General features: G+C 64.4%; 19 protein-coding genes. 7 read left to right on the top strand and 12 right to left on the bottom strand.

The window, feature by feature from the left end; genetic code table 11:
* Window positions 1-12: 12 nt before the first annotated feature.
* The 5 genes from FRC96_RS18505 to FRC96_RS18485 all read left to right on the top strand — a co-directional run bounded on the left by FRC96_RS18505 (window position 13) and on the right by FRC96_RS18485 (window position 5,494).
* Window positions 13-1,128, top strand: a complete 1,116-nt coding sequence (locus FRC96_RS18505; RefSeq protein ID WP_146976705.1) for a DUF444 family protein — start codon at window positions 13-15, stop codon at window positions 1,126-1,128.
* Window positions 1,129-1,164: 36 nt separating this feature from the next.
* Complete coding sequence (locus FRC96_RS18500) at window positions 1,165-2,661, top strand: SpoVR family protein (protein WP_146976703.1); 1,497 nt, start codon at window positions 1,165-1,167, stop codon at window positions 2,659-2,661.
* A gap of 20 nt (window positions 2,662-2,681) precedes the next feature.
* On the top strand, window positions 2,682-3,770 hold the full coding sequence (locus FRC96_RS18495) for a quinone-dependent dihydroorotate dehydrogenase (RefSeq protein WP_230470439.1): 1,089 nt from the start codon (window positions 2,682-2,684) through the stop codon (window positions 3,768-3,770).
* Between the two features lie 90 nt (window positions 3,771-3,860).
* Window positions 3,861-4,262: a hypothetical protein gene (locus FRC96_RS18490; protein ID WP_146976702.1), complete on the top strand. Its 402-nt coding sequence runs from the start codon at window positions 3,861-3,863 to the stop codon at window positions 4,260-4,262.
* Window positions 4,263-4,363: 101 nt separating this feature from the next.
* Window positions 4,364-5,494 carry a UTP--glucose-1-phosphate uridylyltransferase gene (locus FRC96_RS18485; protein WP_230470438.1) on the top strand — a complete coding sequence of 377 codons (1,131 nt, stop codon included), beginning with the start codon at window positions 4,364-4,366 and terminating at the stop codon, window positions 5,492-5,494.
* Between the two features lie 142 nt (window positions 5,495-5,636).
* Here the strand turns inward: FRC96_RS18485 and FRC96_RS18480 are convergent, their stop codons facing one another.
* A complete protein-coding gene (locus FRC96_RS18480; RefSeq protein ID WP_146976698.1) occupies window positions 5,637-6,062 on the bottom strand; it encodes a hypothetical protein in 426 nt (141 codons plus the stop codon).
* A 385-nt stretch (window positions 6,063-6,447) separates the two neighbouring features.
* Here FRC96_RS18480 and FRC96_RS18475 point away from each other — a divergent pair, with 385 nt between their 5' ends.
* Both FRC96_RS18475 and FRC96_RS18470 read left to right on the top strand, forming a co-directional pair.
* Complete coding sequence (locus FRC96_RS18475) at window positions 6,448-7,047, top strand: hypothetical protein (protein ID WP_146976696.1); 600 nt, start codon at window positions 6,448-6,450, stop codon at window positions 7,045-7,047.
* A 153-nt stretch (window positions 7,048-7,200) separates the two neighbouring features.
* Complete coding sequence (locus FRC96_RS18470; protein ID WP_146976695.1) at window positions 7,201-8,103, top strand: bile acid:sodium symporter family protein; 903 nt, start codon at window positions 7,201-7,203, stop codon at window positions 8,101-8,103.
* Window positions 8,104-8,124: 21 nt separating this feature from the next.
* On the opposite strand, the gene FRC96_RS18465 is transcribed toward FRC96_RS18470, so the two are convergent.
* The 11 genes from FRC96_RS18465 to FRC96_RS22440 form a co-directional block, all read right to left on the bottom strand.
* Window positions 8,125-8,955 (bottom strand): aminoglycoside N(3)-acetyltransferase, encoded by an 831-nt coding sequence (locus tag FRC96_RS18465; RefSeq protein WP_146976693.1) that lies wholly within the window; start codon window positions 8,953-8,955, stop codon window positions 8,125-8,127.
* Window positions 8,956-8,979: 24 nt separating this feature from the next.
* The gene (gene priA, locus FRC96_RS18460; protein ID WP_146976691.1) at window positions 8,980-11,454 is read right to left on the bottom strand and encodes a replication restart helicase PriA; all 2,475 of its coding nucleotides are present in this window, start codon (window positions 11,452-11,454) and stop codon (window positions 8,980-8,982) included.
* Window positions 11,451-13,526, bottom strand: a complete 2,076-nt coding sequence (locus FRC96_RS18455) for an ATP-dependent DNA helicase RecG (protein WP_146976689.1) — start codon at window positions 13,524-13,526, stop codon at window positions 11,451-11,453. The genes priA and FRC96_RS18455 overlap by 4 nt, the downstream gene beginning before the upstream one ends.
* 17 nt (window positions 13,527-13,543) lie before the next feature.
* Window positions 13,544-14,662, bottom strand: coding sequence for a hypothetical protein (locus tag FRC96_RS18450; protein ID WP_230470437.1), 1,119 nt, complete (start codon window positions 14,660-14,662; stop codon window positions 13,544-13,546).
* An 18-nt stretch (window positions 14,663-14,680) separates the two neighbouring features.
* On the bottom strand, window positions 14,681-15,556 hold the full coding sequence (locus FRC96_RS18445; RefSeq protein ID WP_146976685.1) for a tetratricopeptide repeat protein: 876 nt from the start codon (window positions 15,554-15,556) through the stop codon (window positions 14,681-14,683).
* Window positions 15,557-15,584: 28 nt separating this feature from the next.
* On the bottom strand, window positions 15,585-17,297 hold the full coding sequence (locus FRC96_RS18440) for a serine/threonine-protein kinase (RefSeq protein ID WP_146976683.1): 1,713 nt from the start codon (window positions 17,295-17,297) through the stop codon (window positions 15,585-15,587).
* 162 nt (window positions 17,298-17,459) lie between these two features.
* Window positions 17,460-18,188, bottom strand: coding sequence for a tRNA (adenosine(37)-N6)-threonylcarbamoyltransferase complex dimerization subunit type 1 TsaB (gene tsaB, locus FRC96_RS18435; RefSeq protein ID WP_146976681.1), 729 nt, complete (start codon window positions 18,186-18,188; stop codon window positions 17,460-17,462).
* A 9-nt stretch (window positions 18,189-18,197) separates the two neighbouring features.
* Window positions 18,198-19,916, bottom strand: coding sequence for an RIP metalloprotease RseP (rseP, locus tag FRC96_RS18430; RefSeq protein WP_146976679.1), 1,719 nt, complete (start codon window positions 19,914-19,916; stop codon window positions 18,198-18,200).
* A 21-nt stretch (window positions 19,917-19,937) separates the two neighbouring features.
* The gene (locus FRC96_RS18425) at window positions 19,938-20,786 is read right to left on the bottom strand and encodes a phosphatidate cytidylyltransferase (protein ID WP_146976677.1); all 849 of its coding nucleotides are present in this window, start codon (window positions 20,784-20,786) and stop codon (window positions 19,938-19,940) included.
* Between the two features lie 193 nt (window positions 20,787-20,979).
* On the bottom strand, window positions 20,980-21,861 hold the full coding sequence (locus FRC96_RS18420; protein ID WP_146976675.1) for a J domain-containing protein: 882 nt from the start codon (window positions 21,859-21,861) through the stop codon (window positions 20,980-20,982).
* Window positions 21,862-21,869: 8 nt separating this feature from the next.
* Window positions 21,870-22,295: hypothetical protein (locus tag FRC96_RS22440; RefSeq protein WP_230470436.1), on the bottom strand; the 426-nt coding region annotated here is incomplete at its 5' end.

The following is a 22,295-nucleotide window of genomic DNA, read 5'->3' as shown; positions in this document are numbered from 1 at the left end:
GGGAATCAGATCATGACGGAACTCAACAAGATCAAGCAGGATCATCGGCGCTTCAAACAGATCGTGCGCGGCAAGATCAAGCGCAACCTGCGCAAGTATATGAGCCAGGGCGAGATCACCGGTCGCCAGGGCAAAGACATCGTGAAGGTGCCTCTGCCGCGCATCGACATCCCGCGTTTTCGCTTCAGCCAGAAGCAGCAGGGCGGCGTGGGTCAGGGCGAGGGCCAACCGGGCGATAGCCTGGGCCAGGGCGAGGAGTCGCCCGGGCAGGCCGGGCCTGCCGGAAACCAGGAAGGCGAACACGGTGTTGAGGTCGACGTCTCTCTCGAAGAGCTCGCCGAGATCATGGGCGAGGAGCTGGAGCTGCCGCATATTGAGCCCAAAGGGGTCAAGCGGCTGGAGACGGTCAAGGATAAGTACTCCGGCATTCGCACCACCGGCCCGGAGAGCCTGCGGCATTTTAAGCGCACCTATAAGGCGGCGCTGCAGCGGATGATCGCCAGCGGGGAGTATGACCCGGATAATCCGATCATCGTGCCCACCAAAGAAGATATGCGCTACCGCTCCTGGAAGCAGACGTCGCTGCCGGAATCCAACGCGCTGATCCTCTACATGATGGATGTCTCGGGCTCGATGGGTGATGAGCAGAAGGAGATCGTGCGCATCGAATCGTTCTGGATCGATACGTGGTTGCGCAGCCAGTACGAGGGGATTGAGAGCCGTTACATCATCCACGATGCCACGGCCAAAGAGGTCGACCGGGAGACGTTTTTTCGCACCCGGGAGTCGGGCGGCACGATGATCTCCAGCGCGTACAAGCTGGCGCTGCAGATTCTGGAGGAGGAGTACGCGGTCGATGAGTGGAACGTGTACCTCTTTCATTTCTCCGACGGTGATAACTGGTCTGTGGACGACACCGGCGACTGCATGAAGCTGATGCGCGACGGGCTTTTGCCCAAGGCGAACCTCTTTTGCTACGGGCAGGTGGAGTCGCCTTACGGGTCCGGGCAGTTCATCAAAGATATCAATGAGCACTTCTCCAGCCATGAGCGGGTGACGGTCTCGGAGATTAAGAACCGCGACGGCATCTACGATTCGATCAAAGAGTTTTTGGGGCGGGGCCTCTAATCACAGGGCTGAGATCCTGCGAAGGGAAGGGACTTCATGAAGGCATTATCGCCACAGATTCAAGAGATCATCGCGCAGATTCGGGAGGTCGCCGAGGAGTTTGGGTTGGACTTCTTCGAGACGATCTTCGAGCCGGTGGATTATAAACAGATGAACGAGATCGCCTCGTACGGCGGCTTTCCGACGCGCTATCCGCACTGGCGCTTCGGGATGGAGTACGAGCAGCTCTCAAAGAGCTACGAGTACGGGCTCTCGAAGATCTACGAGATGGTCATCAATAACGACCCGGCCTACGCGTACCTGTTGGAAGGGAACAACCTGGTCGATCAGAAGACGGTGATTGCGCATGTGTATGCGCACGTCGACTTCTTTAAGAACAATTATTACTTCTCGAAGACCAACCGGCGGATGGTCGATGAGATGGCGAACCACGGCGCGCGGATTCGGCGCTATGTGGATCGGCAGGGGATTGAGGCGGTGGAGAACTTCATCGACACCTGCCTCTCGATCGACAACCTGATCGACTATTACAGCCCCTTTATCGAGCGGCGCGGGGAGGCGGTGGACCCGGAGGAGCTGCGGCAGCGGGAGGTGCCGAAGTTTCAGGCCAAGGACTATATGGATGAGTTTATCAATCCGCAGTCCTTCATCGATCAGCAGAAGAAGCGGATGGCGCAGGAGGCCGAGGAGGCGAAACACTTCCCGCAGCGTCCGGAGCGCGATGTGATGCTCTTTTTGCTGGAGCATGCGCCCCTGGAGGGGTGGGAGGCGGACATTCTCTCGATCATGCGCGAGGAGGCGTACTACTTCGCGCCGCAGGGGCAGACGAAGATCATGAACGAGGGGTGGGCCTCGTACTGGCACTCCAAGATTCTGACGACACGGATTCTGGACGACTCGGAGATCATCGACTTCGCGGACATCAATAGCCGGGTGATGTCGAGCGCACCCGGGCAACTCAACCCCTATAAGCTGGGCGTGGCGCTCTTCCGGGACATCGAAGATCGGTGGAACAAGGGCAAGTTCGGCAAAGAGTGGGAGGAGGTCGATGACCTGGAGCGGCGCGACTCCTGGGATAAGGAGCTGGGGTTGGGACGCGAGCAGATCTTCCGAGTGCGCAAGCTCTACAACGACGTGACTTTTATCGATGAGTTCCTGACGGAAGAGTTCGCGTCGCAGAGCAATATGTTCACCTACGGGTACAACCGTAAGAGCGGGCATTGGGAGATCGAGAGCCGGGAGTTTGAAGAGATCAAGTCGCGCTTGCTCGATTCGCTGACAAACTTCGGGCAGCCCTTTATCTACGTGCGAGATGGGAACTTCCGGAACCGCAGTGAGCTCTTGTTGCACCATAAGTTTGAGGGTACCGAGCTTCGCGCGGACTATGCGCACGAGGTATTGGAGTCGATCTATCGGATCTGGAAGCGCCCGGTGAGCCTGGAGACGATGCGCGAAGAGAAGGGGCTTTTGATGTCGTATGATGGGGTGGAGCATAAGGAGCAGAACATCCCTTATGAGCCGCTCGGGGTGTGAGGAAGACGGAGGCAGGTCTGGTGTATCGAGCGCTGCGCGGGGCGATGTTTCGGCTGGAGCCCGAGCGGGCGCATCATCTGGCGATGGGAGCGTTGGCGGCGGTGACCGCGTCGGCGGCGACGCGCGAGCTATTGCGGGGCGCGGTCGGTGTGAACGACCCGCGCTTGAAGCAAGAGGTGTGGGGGCTGGGGTTTGAGAACCCGGTGGGGCTTGCTGCGGGGTTTGATAAAGACGCCCGCTGGGTCAACGCGCTGGGCGCGCTGGGGTTTGGGCATGTGGAGGTGGGCACGGTGACGGCGCTGGCGCAGGCCGGGAACGCCCGGCCTCGCCTTTTTCGCCTGGTTGACGATAGGGGGCTGCTCAACCGAATGGGGTTTAATAACGCGGGGAGTGAGGCGGTGGCGCGGCGTTTGAAGGGGGTGAAGGTCGAGCCCGTGCTGGGGGTGAACATCGGGAAGTCGAAGGTGACGCCGCTGGAGGATGCGGCGGAAGACTACGCGACGACGCTGCGACGGCTTCATGACTTTGCGGATTATATCGTTGTGAACGTCAGCTCGCCGAACACTCCGGGGCTCAGGTCGTTGCAGGGGAGGGGGCCGCTGGAGGGGCTGTTGAGGCGTTTGAAGGCGTTGAATCTTGAGTTGAGTGAGGGGACACGGAGGCGGCCGCTGCTGGTTAAGGTGTCGCCGGATCTGGGCGATCAGGCGCTCGATGAGGTCGTGGAGGTTGTGGAAGCGGTGGGGCTCGACGGGATCGTGGCGACGAATACGACGGTGTCGCGCCAGGGGTTGAGGAGCGCCGGGGTTGAGGCGATGGGGGCCGGCGGGGTGTCGGGGAGGCCGGTGAGGTCGCGTAGTCTGGAGGTGATCGGGAGGATCTACGCGCGCAGTCAGGGGCGTGTGCCGATCGTGGGGGTGGGTGGGATTTTTGGGGCGGAGGATGCGCTGGCGGCGTTGGAGGCCGGCGCGAGTCTGGTGCAGGTGTGGACGGGCTTTGTGTATGAGGGGCCGCTGGTGGTGCGTCGGATCAACCGGGGGCTGTTGAGGTTGATGGAGGCGCGGGGGTACGCGGAGGTGGGTGAGGCGGTGGGGGCGGCGCATCGGCGTTGAGGAGGCGGTCTTTGCGGAAAGGGGGAGGTCGGGCGTATGATGAGGTGGAGGTTGAGGACAGGTGGCGAGCGTGTGGAGCCGGAGGTTGCGATGGGACGACGCATCAGAATGATGGTCGGGATGGGGGTGGTCGGCGGGGTGCTTGCCATCGCGACGTTTGCGATGGCGCAGGGGCGCGACGCCGACGGCACACGTATGCAGGCCCGCCAGCTCACCGTGGGGGCCGCGCATAGCGATCGTCTCTCCCCGCCGCAAGATCGCGAGGACTGGTACTTTGTGAGGGTGGATGAGGCTGTGTCGCTCACCGTGAGTGTGAAGGCGCGCCCGGCGAGTGCGACGCTGCGCCTGGAGATGCAGGGTGCCACGGGCGACCGGCTGGCCGTTGCGACCACTGAGCAGGGGAGTGCGCAGGTGAGCCAGAGGGTCAACCCGGGCATTTATTATATGCAGGTGAGCGGGGGAGAGGCGCGTTACGAGTTGAGTGTGCGCTGAGACGAGCTGATTCGACGATGGATTTCGAGGTTGGGGGAGGTAGGGTTCGGGGGACGCGTGCAGGTGTGCGCGGCAATCATGCGATGAATGACGAGGATGCGATGGGAACGAGCGTGTTCGACGCGCTGACGGATGGTGAGGTGGCGCTTTTGCGGGCCCACGGGTTTGATGAAGATGCCTTTGAGCGGTTGAGGACACGGTTGCGCTCCGGGACGTGGACGGAGCGTCATAATGAGGTTGAGGGGAGGGTGGAGGCGCCGGCCGCGCAGGACGTGGAGCGCTTGCCGGAGGAAGGGAGTGCGCGAGCGCGCGAACTTCGCGAGCGGGGGATGGAGGCGTTGCGGGGTGGCGAGGTCGGGGCGTTGGTGCTGAATGGTGGGATGGCTACCCGTTTTGGCGGGGGCGTCAAAGGGTGCGTGGAGGTGTTGGAGGGGCGATCGTTTCTGGGGATGAAGCTCGGCGATGCGAGGGCCTGGGGGCGAGTGCCGGTGCTCTTGATGAACAGCTTTGCGACGCATGCTCCGACGCGGGAGCATCTGGAGGCGAATGCGTATTTCGGGCTGGATGCCGAGCAGGTGATCGCGTTTACGCAGAATGTGAGCGTGCGCCTGCTGCCGGATGGGCGTGTGTTTCGGGCCCACCAGGAGGGAGGGACGCTCTATGCGCCGGGACACGGGGATTTGCCCGAGGCGCTGGGGCGGGGGGCGTTGAAGGCGTTTCGAGAGCGTGGAGGTCGCTACTTGATGATGTCGAACGTCGACAATGTGCTGGCGGATCTCGACCCGGTGATCGTCGGGATGCATGTGGAGGCGGCCGAGACGCGCGGGGTGGAGATGAGCGTGGAGGTCGTGCAGAAGTTTGAGGGGGACCAGGGAGGGATGCCGGCCCGGGTCGATGGAGCTTTGCAAATTCTAGAGGCGTTTCGCTTTCCGCAGGGGTTCGATGTGGATTCGATTCCGGTGTTTAACACCAACACGTTTATGTTCACGGCGGAGGCGCTGGATCGTGCGTTTGACCTGACGTGGTTTCTGGTGCGTAAGCAGGTGGAGGGGCAGCAGGTGGTGCAGTTTGAGAGGTTGGCCGGGGAGCTGTCGGCGCATTTGAAGACGCGCTTTGTGGAGGTGGCCCGGACCGGGGCGCGTTCGCGCTTCTTGCCGATCAAGCGACGGGAGGATCTGCGGGACCACCGGCAGTTTCTGGCCGAGGTCGTGGGCGATCGAGGGGCGGAGTGAGGTCGCGGCAGGTGCTTTGAGGCGCGCCTGAGCGTCAAAAAACGTGTGCAAAAACGAAGGCCCACCGCAGCGAAGCGGTGGGCCTTTTTTCGTGCGCCGGGCGGTCGGTGCGCGGCGCGTATGGCGTCAGGTTGTGTCGGGCTCAGTGGGCGTGGTCGTGACCGGCGTGGTCATGATCGTGGTCATGCCCGTGGCCCGCCGCGGCGCCTTCGGCGCTCTTTTTGGTGAGCATCATGTTGCAGAGGGTGCAGCGGGTGGAGCCGTCGTTGGCGATGGCGTAGTGCACCGTGCCCATGTCGCAGTAGTAAACGCCTTCGGGGATCTGCTCGGGCTGGACGGGGGGATCGAATTCGGTGCCTTCGGCGCTGACTTCGACCATGGCGAGCTCTTCGCCTTCCTCGGCTTCAGCGGGGGCCGCGGCCTCTTCGGCGGGGGCTTCTTCGGCTTCTGCCGGGGCTTCGGCCTGGGCGGGGACTTCACCTTCGGCTTCGGCGGGGACTTCGGTTTTGCTCTCGCAGGCGACGAGCGCGATGGCGAGGACGGCGAGGAGGATGAGGTGTTTGAACATCGTATGGGTCCTGGTGGTGATTGTCGTAGTACTACGCCGTGAGCCAACGTTGACGCCATGTCTGCTGCACCGAGAGCACCCTGAGCTGCGTTGCAAATCCTCGACGATGCAAAAGCATCGCCTGTGGTTTGCGCCTTGCTCAGGTCTCTCTCGGTTTCGCATCCAAAGGCGTCAACATTGGCTCACAGCGTTATAAGGGAGCGCGCGCAGGCGCGTGTTCTGGCGCGAAGTCTAGCACGTTGAAGGGCGAATGGGGAGAGGCGGCGCGGGGAGTGGAGCAGGTTGTTGAATCGGGTTCTTTGACCTGTTTAGGGTAGGGATATGGCACGTTCATGGACCGCGAGCTGAACCTTCGGTGAGGCTTCGCCTGATTTCAGGGGATACGATGAAGACGATGATGAAGACGATGATGGTGTTGTTGGTGGGTGGTGCGGTTTCGGGTTGTTCGGTGAGTGAGAATGATATGGCGGAGCCCATAGACTGCGAGTACACCGAGACCGCTGTTGCGTGGTCGGACGAGGCGCCCAACGGTGTTGTGCCGGGGGATGTGTTTGATGGGCTGAGCACCACGGCGACGGTGGAGGCCGACGAGTCGCCGAGCGATGGCGAGGATCTCTCGGTGATGATCGAGCGCGACGGTGACAACGCGTTTTATCTGGAGAGTGATGTGTGTGAGTCGCGTTTGGAGCTCCCGCTGATCTTCAGTGTGGCGACTGTGGATGGCGATGCGCTGGACGAGGCGTTTGCGGTGCGGGCGGTGGTGGAGGGCGAGCGTGTGAGCATCGATCACCGATTCGAGGCCAGCGAGCTGAACGGCAGCTACGTGCCGAGCCCTCAAGAGGCCGGCGCGACGGTGCTGGGGTTGGTGTTGGATGCCGATGTGGGCCCGGCGGAGAGTGAGGCGACGATCCTGGTGGATACCGAGTATGAGAGTGGGGACGCGGTGGCGAATTATCTGGAGGTGGCGTGGGCGTGGGGTTGGTGAGGTGATGCGTGGCGGCCAGCCGGGGGGCTGGCCGCCGGTGCTTCGGGTTGGGGGAGTTGCGTTGAGGGGAGGGGTGAGGGGATACTTCGGGCTCACGAATCATCGAAGGTTGCCGACGCGAGTCGGCGGTGCGTAATCGAGCTCGGAGAGATCATGGAAGAGAGTGTCCTGACGTCGGTGGTGCTGCCGCTATCGCTCTTTATCATCATGCTGGGGATGGGGTTGTCGTTGATGGTGGACGACTTCCGGCGGGTGGTGGTGTATCCGAAGGCGGTGGCGGTGGGGTTGACCAACCAGCTGGTGCTATTGCCGCTGGTGGGGTTGGGTTTGGCGGTGGCGCTCGGGTTGAGCGCGGAGATGGCGGTGGGGGTGATGATCATCGCGGCGTGTCCGGGTGGGGTGACGTCGAATCTGATCACGCATGTGTCGCGGGGAGATACGGCGCTGTCGATTACGCTGACGGCGATCAGCGGGTTTGTGACCGTGGTGACGATTCCGCTGATCATCATGTTTTCGCTGGGCTTTTTTATGGGGGAGGCGACGACGGTGACGTTGCCGCTGGCGCAGACGATCGGGCAGATCGTGGGGATCACGGTGTTGCCGGTGAGTCTGGGGATGTTGTTGCGGTGGCGTAAGCCTGCGCTTGCGGATCGGCTGGAGCGGCCGGCGCGGGTGGGGTCGGTGGTGGTGTTTGTGGTGCTGCTGATCGGGATTATTGCGGCGAATATCGAGGTGCTGCGCAATCATTTTGCGGAGCTTGCGGCGGTGACGATCGGGTTGAACGTGGCGATGATGCTCATCGGGTTCTGGTCGTCGAAGCTGTTGAAGTTGGAGTTGCCGCAGGCGCTGGCGATCTCGATTGAGTCGGGGATGCAGAATGGGACGCTGGCGATTGTGATTGCGACGTCGATTCTGATGCAGGGGCAGATGGCGGTGCCGGGAGGGATTTACAGCCTGGTGATGTTTGCGACGGGTGGGGCGATGATGGCGTATTTCGGGCGTAAGGGGGCGGAGGTGGCTGCCGCAGATGAGGGTGTTGCGGTCGAGGCTGCCTGAGGGTTTGGGGGGCGTTGGGGCTTAGTCGTCGGGGTGGCGGTGGAGCTCCATCCAGTCGGTGGCGAAGTCGACCAGGGTGGGTTGGTGGATGAGGCGTGCGGTGGCGTTGCCGACTTTCGCCAGGCGGACGTCGGGGGTGGTGTGGGTGGCTTCGAAGTCGCGGCCGAGGGCGGGGAAGTCGTCGGTGTCGAGGGCGAGCATGGGGTAGATGATCCAGGCGCGCTGGCCGTCAACGAGCATGGCGCAGCCTTCGGTGATGGTGGTTTTGGAGGGGAAGTCGGCGCGATGTTCGGCGAGGTGGAGGGAGGTGTTGCGGTCGTGTCCGACGCCGAGGAGGAGGATGTGGCCGTCGAGGTCATAGAGACGCGCGAGGGGGGAGGTGTCGCCGAACTCGTTGAGGAGGGGGTGGTGGTCGACGAGATGGGAGGCGGCGGGGCCGAGGGCGGCGAAGGAGCCCACGGGGTGGGGGCTGCGGCGGGCGTCGGGCCAGGTGCGAAGGAGTTCGGCGAGTTGGCCCATGAGGTGGGAGGGGGTGCGTAAGGGGTCGAAAGCGGGGGTGGCGTCGCGGAGGGTTTTTAGCCAGTCGGCGGGGACGGGAGGGTTTTCCCAGCGGGCGGGGTCGGTGTTGAGGGAGGTGTGGGTGGGGACCATCAGGGTGCCGTGGGGGCCGATGGCGTCGAGGAGAGCCTGGAGTAAGGTCTGAGCGCCGCCGGCGATGAAGCCGATGCGGCGCATGGAGCAGTGCACCAGGAGGTTCATGCCGGGGGAGATGCCGAGGGCGCGCAGCTCGCGGGTGAGGGTGTCGAGGGTGTGGGGGGCGTGGGTGCGGCGGATGAGGTCGGCGTGGGACATCGCGCGGCTCGGGGGGCTTTGGCGTTAGAGCATGTTGAGGGGATCGACGTCGACGATGATGCGGACGTTGCGGTGGTGGGGCTGTCCGGCTTCGAAATGTCCAGCCAACTCGAGGGTGCGGATGGCGAAGCGTCGCAGGAGGGCGCGGTCGGGTGCTTTGAGCAGGAGTTGCCAGCGGGAGCGGTTGTTGATGCGGGCGATGGGGGCCATGGCCGGGCCGAGCATGGCGATGTGGTCGCCGAAGGTGCGGTCGGAGCGCAGGAGGCGGCGCGCGGCGGTGGCGTAGTCGCGGGTGGCCTGGACGGTGGCGCCCTCGTTGGTGCCTTCGAATTTGAGGGCGATGAGGTGGCCGAAGGGCGGGTAGCCTAAGGCCTGGCGTTGGGCGAGTTCTTGTTCGGCGAAGGTGGAGAAGTCGTGATTCTGTGCGGTGAGGAGGCTGTAGTGGTCGGGGGTGTAGGTCTGGATGATGACGCGGCCGGGGCTGTCGGCGCGTCCAGCGCGTCCGGCGACCTGGGTGAGAAGTTGGAAGGTGCGTTCGGCGGCGCGGAAGTCGGGGAAGTTGAGGCTCATGTCGGCTAAGACGACACCGACGAGGGTGACATCGGGGAAGTCGTGGCCTTTGGTGACCATCTGGGTGCCGACGAGGATGTCGATCTCGCGGCGTCGGAAGCTTGCCAGGAGCTGTTGGAGGCGGGGACCGGCGCCGGTGTCGCGGTCGAGGCGGGCGACGCGGGCGCGGGGGTAGAGTTCATGGAGGTGGTTTTCGAGTTGTTCGGTGCCGACGCCTTTGCGCTCAATGCCGGTGTGCTGGCATTGGGGGCAGGATTCGGGCATGCGCAGGGAGAAGTCGCAGTGATGGCAGCGCAGGGCTTCCATGCGACGGTGGTAGGTCAGGGAGACGTCGCAGTTGGGGCATTGGAAGATGTGACCGCAGGACTCGCAGAGGACGCAGGGGGAGAAGCCGCGGCGGTTGAGGAAGAGGATGGCCTGCTTCTGGTCGTGGAGGGTGTTGTCGAGCTCGGTGAGCAGGCGTGTGGAGAGGAGGTTGGAGGGGCCGGCGGTGGGGTTGTGGGGACCGCGGCGCATGTCGACGATCTCGACGGGGGGCATGGCGCGGGCGGCGACGCGCTCGGGCATCGGGAGGTAGGTGAGGCGGCCGAGTTGTGCGTTGTGGAAGGATTCGAGGATGGGGGTGGCGCTGCCGAGGATGACCTGGGCGTTGGCGAGCTTGGCGCGGACCAGGGCCATGTCTCGGGCGTTGTAGCGGGTGCCTTCTTCTTGTTTGAAGCTGGAGTCGTGCTCTTCGTCGACGACGATGACGCCGAGGTTGTTGATGGGGGCGAAGAGGGCGGAGCGTGCGCCGATGACGATGTCGACTTCGTCGCGGCGGATCTGGCGCCACTGATCGAACTTCTGGGCGGGGGTGAGCCCGGAGTGCAAGACGGCGATGCGATCGCCGAAGTGGGAGCGGAAGACGCCAACAAACTGGGGGGTGAGAGCGATCTCGGGGAGGAGGACGAGGGCGCGGCGGCCCTCCGCCAGGGTGTCGCGGATGATGCGGACGTAGGTTTCGGTCTTTCCGCTGCCGGTGACGCCGTGGAGGACGAAGCCTTCGAAGCGGTTGGCGTGGCGTGCCTCTGCCAGGGCGTTGACGGCGTGGCGTTGGCGGGCGGTGAGGTCGAACTCGGGGGGCGGGTCGACGGGGGCGTTTTCGAAGGGGTCGCGGTAGACCTCCTCTTCCCAGGAGGTGATGAGTCCGCGATCTTCGAGGGCGTTGAGGCTGGAGTAGGGGCTGGGGATGTGCTCACGGATCTCGGGGAGTGAGAGCGAGGGCATGCCGTCGAGGAGTTTGAGGATCTGGAGCTGGTTGGAGCCGAGGCGTCCGGTGAGGGTGCCTCTGGGGCGGGGGAGGAGCTTGAAGTAACGCTCGGTTTTGGGCTTGAGGTTACCGCTCTCCTGGTAGGTGACGTCGACCAGGCCGCGGCGCTCGAACTCGGAGAGGCGGTGGTAGGTGAGGTCGGGGAAGGCTTCGCGAAGGGAGGCGACGGGGGAGGGCTCTTCGGAGCTCAGGGAGGCCAGGGCGTCGGCGAGTTCGGGGGGGAGCGGTGTGTCTGCGGGCGGGCGCTGTTCGTCGGGGAGGCGGCGGTAGTGTTTGATGCCCTCGACACGGACGGCGGAGGGGATGGCCAGGCGGACGACTTCGCCGATGGGGGAGAGGTAGTAGTCGGCGACGAAGGCTAAGAACTTGAGGTCGTTGGTGGAGAGGAGGGGCTCGGCGTCGACGAGGTCGTAGAGGTCGCGGATTTTAGGGGCGATCGAGGGATCGTCGAGCTCGTGTGAGAGCGCGGTGATGAGGCCTGTTTTGGATCGGTTGCGGAAGGGGACCTGGACGAGCTGACCCAGGGCGATGTCGTCGCGCAGGTGGTCGGGGACGCGGTAGGAGAGCGCGGTGAAGAGGGGGACGTCGAGGGCGACGTGGGCGTAGAGGGGGGAGGTCATCGGGAAGCGTCTCCCAGGAGGATGCGGCGTGCGTCGTGACGGGCGGTCTGAAGCCAGTGGGCGTCGCGGAGGACGTCGCCGAAGCGGAACTCGGGGAGGCCGGCTTGTTTGACGCCGAGGAAGAGGCCGGGGCCGCGGATGGCGAGGTCGGTTTCGGCCAATTTAAAGCCGTCGTCGGTCGTGGTGAAGGCCTGCAGGCGGAGCTCGGCGTCTTCGGTGAGGGTGAAGCCTGTGATGAGGATGCATATGGAGTCGACGGAGCCTCGGCCGACGCGGCCGCGGAGCTGGTGAAGCTGGCTGAGGCCGAAGACTTCGGGGTTTTCGATGACCATGATGGTTGCGTTGGGGACATCGACGCCGACTTCGACGACGGTGGTGGCGCAGAGGACGTCGATGTCGCCGTTGGCGAAGCGTTGCATGACGGCGTCTTTGGCGGCGCCGTCCATGCGGCCGTGGAGGACGCCCAGGCGCAGGCCTTTGAGGGGGCCGTTGGCGAGGCGTTCGGCTTCTTCGGTGACGGAGCGGCGGTTAGAGACGGCGTCGCTGGCTTCGACCAGGGGGTAGACGAAGTAGGCCTGTTCGCCGGTCTCGAGGATGCGTTTTTTGACGTAGTCGTAGATTTTGGGAGCGCGGGTGCGGTCGCGGAGCTCGGTGCGGACGGGTTTTCGACCGGGTGGCTTTTCGCGGATGAGGGTGAGGTCGAGGTCACCGAAGACGGCGTGGGCTAAGGAGCGGGGGATGGGGGTGGCGGTCATGGCGAGGAGGTGGGGATCGGTGCCTTTGGCCATGAGCGTGTCGCGTTGGTCGACGCCGAATTTGTGTTGTTCGTCGATGATGACGAGGGCGAGGTTTTTGAAGACGACGTCGTCTTGAACGAGGGCGTGGGTGCCGACGATGAGGCCGACCTCACCGTTGGTGAGTTGGTGGAGTGTGTCGCGGCGTTCGGCCGTGCTCTGCGCGCCAACGAGCAGGGCGTGGGGGATATTGAGGGAGGTGAAGAGGGCGTGTGCGTTGCGGCTGTGTTGGCGGGCGAGGATCTCGGTGGGGGCGAGGAGCGCGACCTGGTGGCCGTTGGCAATGGCGATGGCCGCGGCGAGGAGTGCGACGACGGTCTTGCCGCTGCCGACGTCACCCTGAAGGAGGCGTCGCATAGGGATGCGGGTGGCGAGGTCGTCGGCGATGGTGGCGATGGCGGCTTTTTGATCGCCGGTGAGATCGAAGGGGATCTTTTTGAGGAGTTCGCGACCGAGCTCGCGTTCGGTGAGGCGTGGTGCGTTGGCGGCGCGACGCTGGGCGACGTAGCGGCGGGTGAGGGCGAGCTGGAGGTCGAAGAACTCTTGATAGATCAGGCGGTTGCGGGCGGTGGAGAGATCTTCGCGGAAACGGTCCAGGTCATCGTAGGGGGTGAGGACATGGATGGTTTTGAGGGCGTCGGCCAGTGTGGGGAGCTCGTGTTGGCGGAGGAGGTTGAGGGGGACGCCTTCTTCGAGGTCGGCGTGCAGGTGCTGAAAGGACTCGGCGATGGCGGGGTGAATGAGCGAGTCGCGCACCTCTTCCATGGAGCTGTAGATGGGGACGACTTCGGTCCGGCGCGGACGCGATTCGTGGTGTTTGAGGATATCGAAGGTGGGGTGGACCATCTGAGCCGGGTCGCGGTCGTGGTCGAGTTTGCCTTCGACGCGCATCCAGTCGCCGGGTTGGAACTTTTTGACGAAGCCGGGGAAGGCGAGGTTGAACCAGATGAGCTTGAACTCGGCGTCGTCGACCTGGAGGCGGACTTCGAGGGGGGCGCGGCTGTGGCGGGCCGGGGGGAGGACGTGGGTGATCTGGCCGATGACTTCGACGAAGGAGGCGCGGCGTTCGACGAGCTCATGGCCGGGCCAGAAGCGGTAGGTGGGGCGGTATTTGCGCGGCATATGCAGCAGGAGATGCAGCTGGTCGAGGATGCCGCGCTCGCGCATGCGCGCGGCGGTTTTGGGGCCGATACCGCGCAGGCGCTCCAGCCCCAGGGGGTGGGGCTGGAGGAGGCGCAGGGTGAGGCGGCCCGGGATGATGGGGGAGGTGTCGGCCATGGGGGAGGGTGGCGCGATCAGGATGCCTGGCAGAAGCGCAGGTGTGCGAAGGGGGCGGGTGCGGGTTCGCAGGCGCGGCCGTCGCAGTCGGCGAAGGTGTCGCAGGGTTTGAGGCAGCGCTGGTTGTCGTTGGCGTTACGCATGCAGCGGAGGTCGGCGGGGCAGCCGTTGGTGTGGAGGTTGTTGACGGAGCAGGGGGAGAACTCGGCTTTTTGAGAGAAACCACCGTTCTGGAGGCAGCGTGCCGAGGGCTGGCAGCTTAAGTCGGGGAAGTCTTTGTTGGGGGCGCAGGCCTGGCCGGCCGGGCAGGCGCCGGTGGCGAGGAGGTCGCAGGTTTTGGTGCAGAAGCCGACGCCGTTGTAGTCGGCGTCGGGGTCGTCGAGGGTGCAGAACTCGTCTTCGGCGCAGCCGGCGCCAGTGGCGAGCTCGCACATTTTGACGCAGACCGCGAGTCGGGGGTCGGGCGGGTCGAAGCTATGGCAGTGAAGGCCGGGGCCGCAGTCCGTGCCGGTGCCGGGCTCGCAGCTATCGCCGAGCTGACCGTCTCCCAGGTTTTCAATGGCCTGGCAGGAGGGGCGGAACTCGAGGGTAGGTGGCGGGACAAATCGGAGTTCGCAGGCGTTGCTGCCTGCGCAGCCGGTCTGATTGACCGGGTCGCAGTCGCCGGTGAGAGGGGGGACGTCGCCAGGGCAGGCGACGGGCTGGCATTCGCTTGCGACGCAGGCCTCGGTGATGTCGCAGGCGTTGTTGCAGGTGCCACAGTGGTCGGGGTCGACGTTGGTGTCGACGCAGCGCTCACCGCAGCTGAGGAGGCCGATTTCTGCGCAGGAGGGGGGCTCGATGGGGTCGGTGTCCGGCTCGTCTACGTCACCCGCATCGTCAGCGTCGGCGTCGGGGTCGTCGGCGTCGCCGGAGTCATGGGTGTCGGTGTCATCGACGTCGGGGGTGTCGGTGTCGCCGGCATCTGATGCGTCGGTGTCGGTGTCTTCGACATCGGTCACGTCGGTGTCGAGCTGGTCGGTGTTGGCCTGAACCGGGGCGGCGACTGAGTCGAGGTCGAAGTGAAGGTTGCAGCCGGTGAGGCCCAGGGAGGCGACGAGGAGCGCGGCGATGAATGAGCGCGAGGAGGTGATCATGGTTGGGGTCACGGTGATTTAAAAGGTGGTGGAGAAGCGAACCAGGCCGGAGGAGCCATCGGGGGCGAAGGCGACGTCGATGTTGGTGTCGGCGGCAGAGGTTGCGCCGAAGATCCACATAGCGAGGCCGAGCGCGGCGGCGCCAGCGCCGGAGTAGAGGAGGATTTTACCTGTGTTGGCGCGTGTCTCGATGTCGGCGCGGAGCTGGTTGTAGTCGTCGAGGCGGCCCTGATCGGAGGCTTGCTGGTAGGCTTCGAGGTCGCTGGAGAGGCCGCGGTCGATGAGGAGAGCGCCGGTGAGGAGTCCGGTGCCGACGACCGTGGTGGCGACGCCTGCCCAGCCGACGAGGCCCATGCCTTCGGGTTGTGGGTCGAGATCGAGCGGGGGCGCGATGGGGCGGACCGGCTGGCCAGGTTGGGCGGGAGTGGGTGCCTGTCGTGTGATCTCGGCGACTTCTTCGGTGGCGGAGGTCTGCGTGTCGGTTTCTTCGCCGGCGGCGATGGCGGCCATACGAGGGCCGAGTGCTTCGGCGTTGACGACGACATAGAGGGCGTTCACACGGGCGTCGACGCGGACGCGGGCCTGTTCGGGGAGGCCTTCCATGCGCTGGGTTGCGAGGGTGGTCTGGTAGGCCTCGCGGTGGTTGCCCAGGCGGGAGTGGGCCAGGGACATGTTGTAGAGGATCATGGGGTCGGGGCGTTGATCGAAGGCGCGGCGAAAGGAGAGGATCGCGCGTGCGTAGTTGCCCTCGATGAAGAAGCTTGCGCCCTCGTCGAAGTATTGCTGGGCGAGCTCATCGGCGGTGGGCTCGTCCTGGGCGAAGGCCGTGGTGGCCAGGGAGGAGAGGGCCAGGAGCGTGCAGAGCGCGGCGATGAGGTGGCGTGGCGAAGGCATGTTGCGATCCATCGTGGGCAGATGTTGATCAGAAGAGGGTGTCGAGGGCCGGGAAGCTGGGCTCGGGGGCGGCTTTCTTTTTGGTGTCTTCGGCCGGGCGTTCTTCGGGTTCGGGCTCAGGCTGAGGTTCGGGCTGAGGCTCGGGTTTGGGTTGCGCGGCCGGTCGGGTTTTGGCGACTTCGGGCTCGGGGCGAGGTTGAGGCTCGGGTCGGGAGCGCTCGGTGCGTCGGGAGTTGGCTCTTGGTTGTGGTTCGGGCTCGGGGGCAGGCTCGGGCAGGGAGAGCGAGATGGTCTCGGAAGGATCTGCGACCTGAAGGGATGTATCGCGACCGTCATCGTGGCGGGCGATGAGGGTGAGGGGGTAGTCAAGGTCGTCGGAGGGCAGCGTTAAAGGGGATGTTCCGACGGGCTCGTCGTTGATGAAGAGCGCGAGGCCTTCCGGCTCGGTTTCGATCACCAGAGGGGCGAGTGCGACCTGCTCGGGCTCGGGAGTGGGTTGTTCGAGGGGGGCGGCGGGCTCGACGGCTGGGGAAGGCTCGGGGTCGGGCGTGGGGGATGTTGCGAGTTCGGCTTGAGGGTCGGGCGTGGGTGCGGTGGATTGCTGACGCATCATCCAGAAGAGGCCCGCGCCGATGAGCAGAAGCACGAGGATGATGGCGACGACGGGGGCCGCGACGCTTTTTTTGCGAGGTGCATCGAACTGGCCGGACATCTCACCGGTGAGGGGGGCGGCCGCCGGGCGTTCTGTGGTGGGCGGGTTGATGTGCGCATCGGGAGAGGGGCCTCCGAAGCCGGCCGCCAGGGCAGCAGGGGCGGGCTGTGGCGCAGGGGTTAGATCCCCGACCAGCGGTGTCTCCGAGTCCCACTGTTCCAGCAGGGCCACGACTTCGCCGGCGGTTTTAAAGCGTGTTTGGAGGTTCTTGGCCAGCATGCAATCGATGATGGAGCGGAGTCCGGCGGGGATGTCGAGGTCGGCAGGGACCTTGAATATCTCCGGACTGAGCTGCTTGCTGATGATGGTCATGGTGGTGGGGCCGGCGGCGGCTTTGCCGCCGGTCAAGAGCTCGAAGGCCACCAGGCCCATGCTGTAGATATCGCTGGCCGGCCCGATACCTTCGCCGGTGAGTTGCTCGGGGGCCATGTAGCTGGGGGTGCCGACGATCATGCCGGCCTGAGTGAGGTCGCTGGAGGTGAGGTCTGTCTCATCGGCGAGGGGTTTGGCGATGCCGAAGTCGAGGACCTTGACGCGGTCGGTCTTGCCGAGGTGCTCGTAGACGAGGATGTTGGCCGGTTTGATGTCGCGGTGGAGAACTCCGTACTCGTGGGCTTCGGCGAGGCTCTCGAGGGCCTGAGCTAAGATGGCGGCGACGCGTTTTGCGGAGAGGGGGCCAGATTCTTTGAGGACGACGTCGAGGCTTTTGCCGGAGACGAACTCAAAGGCCATGTAAGACATGCCGCTGTCGGCCTGCCCGTACTCGTACATCGTGATGGTGTGGGGATCGCGCAGCTGGGCTACGAGCTGGGCTTCGCGGCGGAAGCGTTTGATCCAGACGTCTTCGGCGGCTTCGGCGTCACCGGAGCGAGGGGGGGCGAAGGGTTTGAGGACCTTCAAGGCGACGGGGCGTCCGAGGTCGAGCTGGGTGGCGCGGTAGACATGCGCGAAGCCGCCGACACCGAGGACGGAGTCGATCCGGTATTTGCCTTCGAAGATGTCGCCGGGTTGGGGCGGGTTCCAGTCCATGTGACGAGTTCCAAACAGCGGGGCGCCAGCAAAGACGCGACGATCGATGATGTGGGCAGACGTAAATCTGAGACCAACCTAACAGGAGGTTTAGGGAGGGGGCAATTTAAGTCTGGTCGGTGAGGTAGGGATCAGGCCGGGAGCGCAGGCGCTGCGCGTGCCTCAGGGCTTTGAGGGGAGGCGTGCGTCGGAGGGGCGGATGTAGTTGGGCTCAAGTGCGACGAGGTTGTCGGGGCCGTGGGTGGCGAGGCGCTCTCTGGCGAGGAGGGCGACGCCGAGGGCGGAAGGGGGATTGAGCGAGGAGGGGGGCGTGTGGAAGGCGGTGGTGTCGCCGAGGTTGCGCAGTGCGGGGTAGGGGGCGATGCCGTCTCCCAGGAGCGTGATGGGCGCGGAGAGGTTCAGCGCGCTGAGTTTCTCGGCGAGGTCGTGGGGGGCGTAGGTGTCTTCGGGGAGGAGGGTGTCGAGGGCGTTGTTGCGGGCGATGAAGAGGGCTGCATAGACCTCGTTTCGTCGTGCGTCGAAGGCGACGCAGACGGGACGCTCAGGAGCGCTGATGGCGAGGGGGAGGGCGGCAGCCGCGAGGCTGGAGACGCCGATGATGGGTTTGTTGTGGGCACGAGCCAGGGCCTTGGCGCTGGCGAGCGCGACGCGTAAGCCGGTGAAACTGCCTGGCCCGAGGCCGACGGCGAAGAGGTCGACCTGATTGAGGGCGAGGGCGTGGGCTTCGAAGAGGGCTTCGATGTTGGTGAGCAGGGCGCTGCCATGGTTGTAGCGTACGCGCTGGGTACGGTTTTCCAGGAGGTGATCGCCGTCGAGGAGGGCGAGTGCCTGGATGCGGGTGGCGGCGTCGATGGCGAGTACGCGTGTCGAAGACGATTGAGGGGAAGTCATGGATACAGCTCAGCGGGATTCGAAGTATTCGACGGCGCGGTGCCAGTTGCGTTCGATGTCGTTCTTAAAGGCCAGGATCATGAGCATGAGGATCATGGTGAAGCCGATGTAAGCGGCGATCTGGCGGGTGCGGAAGCTCAGGGGGCCTCGTTTGATAGCCTCCAGGGCGAAGAGCAGGAGTTGGCCGCCGTCGAGGACGGGGATGGGCAGGAGGTTGAGGATGGCGAGGTTGATGCTGATGAGGGCCATCATTTCGAGGAAGGGCTCCCATCCGGCGCGACCGGCTTCTGCGGCGAGTTCGCCGATCATGATGGGACCGCCGATGGACTTGGTGGAGACGCGGCCTTCGGCCAGGCGGACGAGTCCCAGGGTCATCATGCGGGTGAACTTCCAGGTCTGTGAGAAGGCCTCGGAGGTGCTGTAGGCGACGCGGCTGAAGAAGGGGTGGGGGATGTTTTCGGGGTCTACGGAGTTACGGAAGGAGTCCCACCCGTTGAAGATACGGTAGCGGACCTGTTCGGTCTGATCCTGGTAGGAGGCGACGTCTGTGGTGAGGGTGGTTTTGAGTTGCTCACCGTCACGCAGGAAGGTGATCTGGAAGTCCGTGTCGAGGGGGGGCGGATCTTCGCCGGCGTTGTCGCGATCGACGATGCGCTGGTTGATGGTGTTGTGAATGTGGCTGACCATGAGCGACCAGCTGGAGAACTTGCGGTCGTCCACGGCGAGGATGCGGTCGCCGGGTTTGAGGCCGGCCCGGGCGACGGGGCTGTCGGGGTCGACCTGAGCGATGACCATCTCGGAGGGGGTCACGCCGATGTCGTAGGAGCCGTCGACGAGCTCGGGGGTGACGGTGACGTTGATGAGGCGTTGCTTGTAGAAGGTGCCGTAGTCGACGTGGAGGGGGAAGCGTCGCAGGGCCTGAATTTCGACGGGGTTACCCTCGCTCTGTTGGATGCGGGATTCGAGCTCGTGGAAGCGTTGAACGGGGTGGCCGTCGACGGCGATGACGTGATCGAAGTAGGCAAGTCCGGCGCGCGCGGCGGGGCCGTCGTGTTCGGTGAGGGCGATGGTTGAGCCGGCGGTGCCCAGGTGCATTCCGATGAGGCCGTAGGTGCGCTGATCGAGGCCGAGGTAGTCGGTGGCTTCGAAGCGTGCCGGTGTGACGGTGACGGTGTTGCGTTGGCCGTTGCGCTCGTAGACGATTTCGAGGGGCTGGTCGTAGGCGGGGCGGGTGTAGCGGGCGACATCGTGGAAGAAGCGGACGGGTTTGCCCTCGATCTCGACGATGACGTCGCCGGCCTGCATTCCGGCCTGAGCGGCGGGGGCCTCGGGGTAGGCCTGGCCGACCACGGCCGGGGGGGCGGTGGTCTGCATCATACCGAAGATGAAGTAGATGAAGATCGGCAGGATGAAGTTTGCCAGGGGGCCGGCGAGGATGATGAGCGAGCGCTGCCAGATGGGCTTGGCCATCAGGGCGCGGCTGCGGTCTTCTTCGGGGAGCTCTTCGACGGATTCGAGATCGCCGCCCAGCATCTGAACGTAACCGCCCAGGGGCAGAGCGCAGAGGGCGTATTCGGTCTCACCGCGCTGGTAGGTGGCGATGGTGGGGCCGAACCCGAGGGCAAAGCGCAGGACTTTGACGTCGAAGAGGCGGGCGACGAGGAAGTGTCCCAGCTCGTGAACGAAGACGAGGACGCCGATGAGGATGATGAAATAGAGGAAGCTCATGGGTGCCTGAGAGCAGGGAGGTCAGAAGCCCCCGGAGGTGAACTTCATGAAGTAGTAGACCCAGGGGGAGGCAAAGAACAACGCGTCGATGCGATCGAGGATTCCGCCGTGGCCATAGATGATGGTGCCGCTGTCTTTGACGTTGTGAGCGCGCTTGACGAGGGATTCAGCGAGGTCGCCGGTCTGTCCGAGGATGTTGGCGGGGATGGCGAGCGCGAGGATCTGGAGGAACGATAAGGTGTTCCAGGCGTCGGGAGCCAGGGTGTTGTAGAGGGCCTGGAAGCCGAGGGCGAAGATCACGCTTGCGAGGACGCCGCCGAGGGCGCCTTCGACGGATTTGTTGGGGCTGACCGAGGGGTAGAGCTTGTGTTTGCCGAAGGCGCGACCGCTGAAGTAGGCGCCAGTGTCGGAGGCCCAGACGATCGCCAGGGTCATAAGGATCCACATCGGCCCTGCGTCGCCGCCATCTCTTCCCAGGAGGGCGATGAAGGTGATGAGGACGCCGCCGTAGAGGATGGCGGTGAGAGCGGAACCTATCTGGTGGGTGACGCGGGCTTGCTCTTTGAAGGCGAAGAGGAAGTAGAGGAAGATCGCCAGGGTGGAGGCCGCCAGTGCGGGGATAAAGTAGGGTTCGGCAAAGTAGAGGACGTTCATCAGGCCGACGCCGAGGAGCATGGCGATGAGGCGACCGCCCGGGTGTTCGGCGCTGAAGGTGATGCCGCAGAACTCCCAGATGGAGATGGCACCGACGAGGGCAATGAAGGCGAAGAAGAGCCAGGCCGGAGCGTAGACGATCAGGGAGATGAGCAGGGGCAGCGCCACGATCGCGGTGATGAGGCGGGGGATGAGGTCGGACTTTTTCTTAGACATCGTGGGGGCTTGGGCGGGATGCGGTGTGGGGAGGTTGCGTGTGTATAGGGTTGTGTGCGTGGGGTGGTGTGCGTTTTGGGGTTAAGAGGTTGGGTGGTTAGGAGGTCAGGTGGTTGTGGGGCGCTGCGGTGTGCGGCGAGGGAAGATTCGTGTGAGCGTTGGTGGGTGTGCTCTTAACGAGTGGATCGGGGGGCTAGGAGCTCTGGAGTTCGGCGATCTTTTGTTGGATGGCGGCGTTTTGGGGTTCCATGCTCTGGGCGAACTGGAGGTTTTGCAGGGCGGCGGTGGTGTTGCCCATGGCGAGGTCGCGTTGGGCGAGCTTGAGGAACTTGCGGGCGTTGGGGTTGGTGGAGATCTCGTCGAGGGTGCGGGGGCCGCGCTCGGTCATGTTGGACGCTTCGGGGTCGAGGCGGAGTGTGCCGCTGGCGAGCGCCTGCTCGTAGCGTGCGCGCAGGCGTCGGTCGGAGATGACGGCGTAGGCTTCGGTCAAGAGCTTGTAGAAGGCGTTGACGTGGTCGTAGAGCGCCTGGCCCCAGCGTTCGGATTTATACTGGTCGTAGCGGTCGGGGTGAAAGCGGAGGCTGAGGGCGTCGAAGGCTTTGACGATTTTGTGATGGGGGGCGCCGTTGTTGAGTCCCATAAGCTGGAAGTAGCTCTGGGAGGGGGCGCGCTGCAGGCGTTGTTTGGTTTCGTTGTAGAAGGCGCGCCACTGTTCGAGATCCGCCTGAGAGTGATGACGGGGTAGAAGGGCGTTGAGCGCGTTTCGGAATACGGGGCCGGGCACCGGGTAGCGCAGGGAGCGGGAGACCGGAGCGTTGGAGGGAGCCTGGTCCGGGTAGAGAAGCAGGATGGGCAGTTCGGGGAGGTGCGAGCGAAGCTCGGAGAGCATTTGGGCCGTCGCCTGGTCTGCCAGGTGCACGTGAACGACGGCGGCGGCGACGGGGCGGCCGACGAGTTTTGGAGCGATGCCTGCGCCCTTCCGAGTGGCCACGGGTTTGAACCGGCCGGAGGGGAGGTCGGCCAGGATTCGCTTGAGGAGATCGACATCGCCGCAGGCCACGAGGAGTTCGTTCATGGGGCTACTCAAGCAGAGGCAAAGGAAAGGGTCGGAAATCGGATGTTGAGGGAAGACGCGGTAGATGCAGTGCAGAGAGTGAGTACAAGATTTTGGGGAAAACGGAAAGGAGTGCAGGTTGGAAGGACCGTTGGACTCCGACGCACCCCGTTCAGGACAGGTTTGCGCTGTGGGAGCGCGTTGGTGATTCGTCCGGTTGAAGGATGAGGAGGGAATGCGGGGGCGATCACGTCGTGGGTTGGCGGGATGAGGAGGGTCAGGGAGGCGGATATCTCGTCCGCCGAGGTTGTGAACAGATCGAGCGCCTCAAAAGTCTCGGTTGCCGAGGTTGTGAACAGATCGAGCGCCTCGAAAGTCTCGGTTGCCGAGATTGTGAACAGATCGAGCGCCTCGAAAGTCTCGGTTGCCGAGATTGTGAACAGATCGAGCGCCTC

Source organism: Lujinxingia vulgaris (genome assembly GCF_007997005.1).
GTDB lineage: Bacteria > Myxococcota_A > Bradymonadia > Bradymonadales > Bradymonadaceae > Lujinxingia.
This window is presented reverse-complemented; position numbering and strand designations above follow the sequence as displayed.